General features: G+C 61.0%; 6 protein-coding genes and 2 pseudogenes. 4 read left to right on the top strand and 4 right to left on the bottom strand.

The window, feature by feature from the left end; genetic code table 11:
• Positions 1-72 precede the first annotated feature (72 nt).
• From ACFSCT_RS16060 to ACFSCT_RS16070, 3 genes and pseudogenes are all read right to left on the bottom strand, one after another.
• A pseudogene (locus tag ACFSCT_RS16060) lies at positions 73-279 on the bottom strand (integrase); the annotation flags it as partial.
• 324 nt (positions 280-603) lie between these two features.
• Positions 604-783 carry an MliC family protein gene (locus tag ACFSCT_RS16065; RefSeq protein ID WP_379144436.1) on the bottom strand — a complete coding sequence of 60 codons (180 nt, stop codon included), beginning with the start codon at positions 781-783 and terminating at the stop codon, positions 604-606.
• Between the two features lie 136 nt (positions 784-919).
• Positions 920-1,519 carry a recombinase family protein gene (locus ACFSCT_RS16070; RefSeq protein WP_379144437.1) on the bottom strand — a complete coding sequence of 200 codons (600 nt, stop codon included), beginning with the start codon at positions 1,517-1,519 and terminating at the stop codon, positions 920-922.
• Between the two features lie 341 nt (positions 1,520-1,860).
• On the opposite strand from ACFSCT_RS16070, the gene ACFSCT_RS16075 reads away from it, so the two are divergent.
• A complete protein-coding gene (locus ACFSCT_RS16075; RefSeq protein WP_379144439.1) occupies positions 1,861-2,298 on the top strand; it encodes a pseudoazurin in 438 nt (145 codons plus the stop codon).
• 219 nt (positions 2,299-2,517) lie between these two features.
• On the opposite strand, the gene ACFSCT_RS16080 is transcribed toward ACFSCT_RS16075, so the two are convergent.
• Complete coding sequence (locus ACFSCT_RS16080) at positions 2,518-5,205, bottom strand: molybdopterin-dependent oxidoreductase (RefSeq protein ID WP_379144442.1); 2,688 nt, start codon at positions 5,203-5,205, stop codon at positions 2,518-2,520.
• 142 nt (positions 5,206-5,347) lie between these two features.
• Here ACFSCT_RS16080 and ACFSCT_RS16085 point away from each other — a divergent pair, with 142 nt between their 5' ends.
• From ACFSCT_RS16085 to ACFSCT_RS16095, 3 genes and pseudogenes are all read left to right on the top strand, one after another.
• Positions 5,348-5,890: a hypothetical protein gene (locus tag ACFSCT_RS16085; protein WP_133176244.1), complete on the top strand. Its 543-nt coding sequence runs from the start codon at positions 5,348-5,350 to the stop codon at positions 5,888-5,890.
• A gap of 252 nt (positions 5,891-6,142) precedes the next feature.
• Entirely contained in the window at positions 6,143-6,664 is a 522-nt protein-coding gene (locus ACFSCT_RS16090) for a DUF2478 domain-containing protein (protein ID WP_108693593.1), read from the top strand.
• A 145-nt stretch (positions 6,665-6,809) separates the two neighbouring features.
• Positions 6,810-7,166, top strand: a pseudogene (locus ACFSCT_RS16095) (transposase); the annotation flags it as partial.
• Positions 7,167-7,666 lie beyond the last annotated feature (500 nt).

A 7,666-nucleotide genomic window follows, 5' to 3' on the forward strand; every position in this document is an offset into this window, starting at 1 on the left:
CCATGCCCCTACCGTCGAACGCCTCCCGCGTCATACCCCGACCGCCGCATTGCTGCAATTTTTAGAGGCGCCCTTTAGTTTCACCAAGTCGCAGCCACGGAGCTTGCTGTCGACGGCCAAGTTGAAGAGGGCAAGGTCGCGATGGTTCCCGGCGATCTCTAGGCGAACGCGGATGGCCCAGACATGTTTCGGCAAAAGTGGGCGTTTCTGACCTATCAGGCGCCCCTTGTTCCAGGCAGGGCGGCAAGCGCGGATGGCAGGTAAGTTGGCAGTAGGCATGTTCTGTCCTCCAACCTCCTCGCCCAGCCTCGACACCAACCTCATGTTGGTGACACAGTATACCACATCAAGCCAGCCCACCGCGAAGGTCTGCTCCGAGCCCAATTTCAGCTTTCCGCGCTGAACGAAACGCCCCTCCGGGCAAGCCGGGGCGGTTCAAATTGTGAAAAGTTTCGTTGAGTGTAAGAGTGAGGGGGAACGGAAGGGCGCCAACTGATGCTAATTGAAACCCGGACATTGTACGTAATGACCGTCCTGGCGTTGATGAGTACGCCGGGACCAAGCCAGTTATTGATGCCCGCCGCGCCTCTTTGTCTCCTAGTTTCACTCATTGTTTGGTGTGCATTGCAGCAGGGACTCTTCCTTGATCGTATCGGTCAGCGTGACATTCTCACCCTTTGTCCACCATTCGTACCGCCCAGACACGTAACGGGCGCCTGAGGCGGAGACCACGTTGACGAATACACGANNNACAGTTATCGCAATACTTGACACAAAGCGCATAAAATATCCTTCCTGTTTGTCAGAGACGGCCTTAGTAACAGCCGTTGTCCACGATCCTACTCCGACTGTATGGCTCCTACGAACGGCAGAAAAGTCCCGCAGAGCAGTTGGTGATGTAGAGCGCAGCGAAGGTCAGCTATCGTGCTTCGATAGGTACTTCAGCGCTCGGCGTCCGTTGTAGGACGCGATAGACTGTCGGCCGCGAAACGTCGAACAGCTCTGCCAGATCGCTGACGGAGTAGTCGCCCGTGTCATACATGCGTCGCAGCTCTGTTTGGCGGCGATCCGACAGCTTAGGCTTCTTGCCCTTCAGCTTCCCCTTTGCGCGGGCAACAGCCATGCCCTCTTTGGTGCGCATGCGGATCAAATCGGCCTCGAATTCAGCGAAGGTGGCGAGAATGTTGAAGAACATCTTTCCCATCGGATCGTGCGGATCATAGACCGACGCTCCCAATGCAAGCCTCACCCCGCGCTTCGCCGACTCATCCGCGATAGAGCGAGCATCCGGAACTGACCGTGCCAGCCGGTCAAGTTTCGGAACCACCAGCGTGTCGCCGGCTCTCACGGCTGCCAAGGCCTGCGCCAGTCCTGGCCGCTCGCGGTTCGTCCCAGTCAAGCCATGGTCGGTATAGATGCGGTCCGCAACTACGCCGAGATTTAGGAGGGATGCCGTCTGTGCGGCAAGGTCCTGTTTGTCGGTCGAACATCGGGCGTATCCAATGCGAGTTTCAGACATGGGGGTGTCCTTCGGAAAAATATTTTGAAGCCATGTAGAATTGTAACGCAAAAGGCCCGTTCAATGATACCATAACCGTACCATCTAAATGAGAATCGATTTCCCCCTTGAATATTGGGTATGGCTCGGACGCGATACTGCGTCCGCTCAGCGATCCCCTTTCGGACGGTCACGGCACCAAAGTTTCGCCATTCCCAGCGAGGCTCTCTCTCATCCGCCCGACATTGAGGGCATCATCGATAAGGCCCGTCCTTTGCGCTGGATCAAGGCAGAGGCGCCCGAGACTGCCTATACTACCTCTCAACGGACCCCGATTAGTCCGTTCAACTAGGAGATTACTGATGAAACGCCTGTCCTTCCTTGCCGCCCCCGTTCTGCTCCTTGCCTTGGCCGGCACCGGCTTTGCCGCCGAGCATGAGGTCGAGATGCTGAACAAGGGTGAGGCAGGGACGATGGTCTTCGAGCCTGCTTTCGTGAAAGCCGAGCCGGGCGACGTGATCCACTTCGTGCCCACCGACAAGAGCCACAACGTCGAATCCATCAAGGAAATTCTTCCCGAGGGTGTCGAGACCTTCAAGAGCAAGATCAACGACGAATTCTCTCTGACCGTGACCGAGCCGGGCCTTTACGGCGTGAAATGCACGCCGCACTTTGCCATGGGCATGGTCGCCCTGGTCCAGGTGGGCGATGCGCCCGCGAACCTGGAAGATGCCCAGACCGCGAAGATGCCCAAGAAGGCGCGCGAGCGGCTGGACGCGGAAATTGCCAAGGTGGAATAACCGGGCACAAACCATGCAATGACGGGAAAGGGGCGGCAGATTGCCGCCCCTTTGCGTTTCGCGGTGGCTTGACCGACGATCCCGGAACGGCAGGGGGCGCCTTCGGTCATGGTGCCTGCCGGCCGTGTCCGATGCTGTCCCCATGAAAGGTTCGGCAAAGGTCCGGGGCATTCCTGCGAGTGCGGGGCCAGCCATCCGGCCGACCCCGCACTGTGGGGATCAGTTCGCCACGGCGGCGTCGGATGCGTTGCGCATCAGGAAGTCGGTGACCAGCGCCGCTTCGGCATCATCCAGACCCGCGCGCGGGAACATCGAGGGCGTGATGCCGCGCCATTGCAGCTGGGTGAAGCCGCCCGGATCGCGGGGGCCGTGGCAGACCGTGCAGCGCTGATAGAAGATGCGCTCGCCTTCCTCCATTTCCGCATAAAGCGACTCCACGATATCCGCCACGCGGTCCAAGCCCAGTTCGGATTCGTCGATGGCGGCGAACTGGTAGTCGGTCAGGATGGCCGGATTCTGGTGGGCCTGGTTCGGACGCTCGGCGTCCTCGCATTTGGCGACCGAGGCCACGCAGGTATTGGCGATGGTCGCCTGCGTCAGCCCCGAGGCCGGACGTTCCGAGGTGATCCAGTTGATCTGCCCGGAATTGCAGCGCCCCTTGCTGTCCAGATCCGGCCAGGCCCCTTCATACAGCGACATGACGCCTGGCATGATGTCGTCCGACAGCACCGCCCCGGCGATCACCGCGCCGCGTTCGTTGCGGATTTCCACCAGATCGCCATCGGCGATGCCGCGCGCCTCGGCGTCCTGGCGGTTCATCCGCACGGGTTCGCGCCCGTCGATCTTGTAAAGCTCGCGCAGCTTGGCCGAGTTGTCCATCTGGCTGTGCAGGCGATACCAGGGATGCGGGCTGACGATGTGCAGCTGGCCTTCCTTGGCGTTGCCCAGATATTCCAGCGGTTCCTGCCAGACGGGCATGCCGGGGTTGTCGGGCACGTTCATGTCGGCGATGGACGAACAGAACATTTCGATCTTGCCCGACAGCGTGTGCAGCGGGTTTGCCTCGGGGTCTTCGTAGAAGGCGCCGTGGCGCACCCATTTGCGGGCCTCGGGGGGGGCTGGTTGCAGGGCATAGCCCTTTTCCCAGAACTCCTCGAAGGGCGTGGTCTTCGACGCGCCGGTGCGTTCATAGGCCGCGCGGATGTGGTCCATATAATCCACGCTGTCGGTGAACTGCGCCCAGAGACCCATCTTGTCGGCAAGCTCCTCGAAGATCTCGTAATCGCTCATCGCTTCGCCCTGCGGTTCGATGACCTTCTTCATCGCGTAGATCTTGTCGTTGGAATAGGTGCCGCCGACCGAGATGTCGTCGCGTTCCAGCGTGCTTGACGCGGGCAGCACGATGTCGGCCCACCGGACGGCGGCGGTCCACCAGACGTCCTGGCTGACGATGGTGTGCAGCTTGCCGAAGGCTTTCAGCAGCCGGTTCAGGTCCTGCTGGTGCGAGACGAAGTTGTTGCCTGCGTTGTAGATCATCCGGATGTCGGGATAGGTGCGGGTCTGGCCGTTGTAGAAGAACTCCTTGCCGGGATTTTCCAGCATCTCGACGATGCGGCTGGCGGGGCAGAGCTTGTCCACGAGGTTCTTGCCCGCCGACAGCCCCGTGGGCGTGGGCTGGCCCGACTGCGGCATCCCGCCGCTGCCATAGTGCCAGCTGAAGCCGGCGCCTTCGCCGGGCTTACCGATCTTGCCGATGAGCGCGGCGAAGTTGATGATCGCGTGGTGGGTCAGTTCGCCGTGATGGGCCCGCTGCAGCGACCAGGCGCCGCCGAACTGGGTGCGCGATTTGGCGAAAAGCTCGGCCATCTCGCGGATCTTGTCGGCCGGGATGCCGGTGATACCCGCGGCCCAGTCGGGCGTCTTGGCGGTGCCGTCATCCTCGCCCTTGACATAGGCGATCCAGCGGTCGGCGCCGGTCATGTACTTGTCCATGTAGGCGCGGTCTTCCAGACCTTGTTCCAGCACGTGATGGGCCATGCCCAGGAACAGCGCGATGTCCGTGTTGGGCACGATCTGCACCCAGTCCGCATTCAGGTAGGAATCCGACGCCGTGCGCTGCGGGTTGATCGAGATGAAGCGGCAGCCCGCGTCGCGGATCTCGGCCCAGGGGCGGGACATGCCGTGGTCGGCCACGGTGAACTCGATCCGGTTGTTCTTGACCGGGTCGCAGCCGACGAGGACGAAGACCTCGGTGTTGTCGCGCACGACCTCCCATGCGGTCTGGGGCGAATAGACCTCCATGTCGCCGATGATGTGAGGCAGGGCCACCTGCGACGCGCCGGCCGAGAAGTCGCCCTGGGTGATGGTGCAGCCGCCGACTAGGTTGAAGAAGCGTTGCTGCATGACGTTCGGGCGGAACGAGCCGGCATTTGACCAGCCGCCGTAGGAGGAGCTGAAGATCGCCTCGTTGCCGTTTTCCTCGATTGTCTTGACGATGGCATTGGCGGTCAGGGCCAGGGCGGTATCCCAGTCGACCTGAACGAATTCCTCCTTGCCGCGCAGTTCCGGCTTGGTGTCCCCCGTCTGCCAGCCGTCCAGGTAGGACTTGCGGACCATGGGATGGAGGATGCGGCTGTCGTCATAGGTGCGGTCCATGACGCCCAGCATCAGCATGTCGGTGGGCTGATGGTCGAGTTCCGTGATCGGAGAAATCGCAGTGATGCGCCCATCCCGCACGACCGCCTCGAAGGGGCCGAAATGCGAGGCATGGAAGACCCGCTGGCCATGCGAGTTCGGGTCGATGGCAGCAAGAGCAGAGCTGCCCATCATGTGGCCAAGGCTGGTCACTCCAACCGCTGCCGCACCGGCTTGCATGAAGCCACGGCGGGAGATTTGAAATGCACTCATGGGCTCATCCTTCTATCTTGTGTCTGCAGTGTTTGAACCTCGCGATGCGCGCGGTCCTTGATCTGGAACAAGACAACAATCACAAACAGGCCTTCTTGTTGCAGCAGAACCCAATGGAAGGTGAAGGTCAACCTCCAGACGGTTGAACGAAAGAGCCATTTATGCGTTCATGACCCAGGAGCGTGCAAAGGAGATGGATGCGATGCGTGTGATGTCTGGTATCTTTGGACCTGCAGCGGTAGCGCTGATCCTTGTTTCGCCGGCGCTTGCCCAGGAAGCCCCCCCTGCTCCCGCCACACCTGACGCTGCGCAGCCCGAGGGTGCGGCACCCGGGGGTTCAGCGCCTGCCAATCCTCACGCGATGCTGCCTGAGCTGACAGGAGGCCCCCTTGGCTCGCCGACTGCCCTGCACGGCAATCCGGTGCCGGGCACCTCGACCTCGATCCCTACAACCAATCCGGCAACTGTCACACCGCTGCCCGCACGCGAGGGCAAGCCGGTCGAGCGCGAGGATACTGGGATCGATGGCCAGTGCGATCCGGCGGTCAGCCTGAACACCTGCCCGCAGCGGCCCGAGGCCGACGTAACTCAGGCTGTCACAACTGACGTTCCGGGTGCTGATGCAGTTGCTCAGCCTCAGACAGGGCAGACCGTGCCTGAAGAGGAAAGTGGGTCGGGGAACTGACCTGCCGCCGCCTTTCGTGCCCTGCGCCTTGTATCCGATGGATCTGCGGGATGCTCTCGGGTCTTGGGAGAGGGATTTACACCCTGAGGCGTCTGCCCTGGAGAGCATCAATCGCTTCGGTCTATGTGACTTTCTGGCGCAGGCGGCGTCACTGGCAGGCACCGTGAGATCGGGCTAGGCTTCACTCGATTTGGCCCGGATCTAGACCGCAGCAAGCGGATCTTCATGCAGCTTGTTATGGGAAAAACAGAAATGTCTCTCGGTTATGTCAGCCTGCCCGGACGCGGCGCAAACGACCGGTTTCTGGCTCAGGTTGCCGCCCGATTGCAGGACCGGGGCCTGAAGCTGGCGGGAACCGTGCAAACCAACATCGAGCGAGCGGATCGGACAAAGTGCGACATGGACATTGTCGTCCTGCCCGATGGGCCGGTCCTGCGTATCAGTGAGGATCGCGGCAACCTTGCTCGTGGCTGCCGCCTAGATGCAGGTGTCCTGGAACAGGCGGTTGCCGGCGTCTCGCGCGCAATGCCCGGCGCCGATCTGCTGATCGTCAACAAGTTCGGCAAGCAGGAGGCCGAAGGGCGCGGCATGGCGCCGCTGATCGCCGAGGCTCTGGAACGAAATCTTCCGGTTCTGCTGGGAGTCAATGGCCTGAACCTACCGGCCTTCCAGACCTTTGCTGGCGGGCTTGAAACCGCTCTCGCGGCTGACATCGATCAGGTTGTCGAGTGGTGTGTGAGTGCTGGATGTCATCTCCACGAACCTGCCAGATGAAATCATTCTCAGCTTGATTCTTGGGGAAAAGCGAACTGCTGCTTGAATTGAGATTAATCCCACGCTGACTTCGCGGTCGTGCTGACCTGCCCCGGGATTTTTCCTCCAGATGCGATTAGAGTCCGGCCCAACTTGAGGACGGACAATGAAGCGAACGAGATTCACGGACGAACAGATCATCGGCATCCTGGCAGAGCATGAGGCAGGCGCGAAGTGCGCTGACCTGTGCCGGAAGCACGGCATGTCGGAAGGCACCTTCTACAACTGGAAGGCCAAGTTCGGCGGCATGACGGTGTCGGAGGCGAAGCGACTGAAGGGGCTCGAGGATGAGAACGCCAAGCTGAAGAAGCTGCTGGCCGAGCAGATGCTGGATCTGGCGGCGATGAAGGACCTGGTTGCAAAAAAGTGGTATGGAACCGAGCGACTGACCGGCGCTCTGCTCGACCGCCTGACCCACCACGTCAACATCCTCGAGATGAATGGCGAGAGCTACAGGCTCGCGCAAAGTCGGGCCCGAAACGCCGGCCAGACCCCGTAAAAAACCGCGACGCGCGCTTGAGCCCGCCGCTCGGGCTGCGCCCTCCCGGCGGGCTCAAGCGCGCAAGAAAGTGGCCTGCTTTTGCGCCGCCCCGTGGCCGGTTTTTGCTCCGCCGTTGACACGGTGGTCGCAGGTCGCCCGCAGATTATCACCACATTTTCGATACAATACGCTGTTCGCCAAGGGCTTTTCGCGCTCGTTGCAAATGTTAATGTGCCCGATCATCTCAGAGATTTTCCTACGTTCAAGGCCACGAACCACCTGAAGGGCGATGATACGCTCTGGTTCTTTTGGAACGGGAAAGAGGAATGGAGAGTGGAGCGCCCTCTCACTGAGGCCGAAAAAAGGCACCCCGAAGGCCCATCGTTCCCGAGCGCGCCACTTCTGATCGAAAGGATCTGACCTGCCCCCAGCCGGTCCCTCATTCATAACGAGAGTCTGCAGGTTGGATTTAGGTATTCAGC

Origin of the sequence: Paracoccus pacificus, assembly GCF_042680785.1 — a bacterium.
Lineage (GTDB): Bacteria > Pseudomonadota > Alphaproteobacteria > Rhodobacterales > Rhodobacteraceae > Paracoccus > Paracoccus pacificus.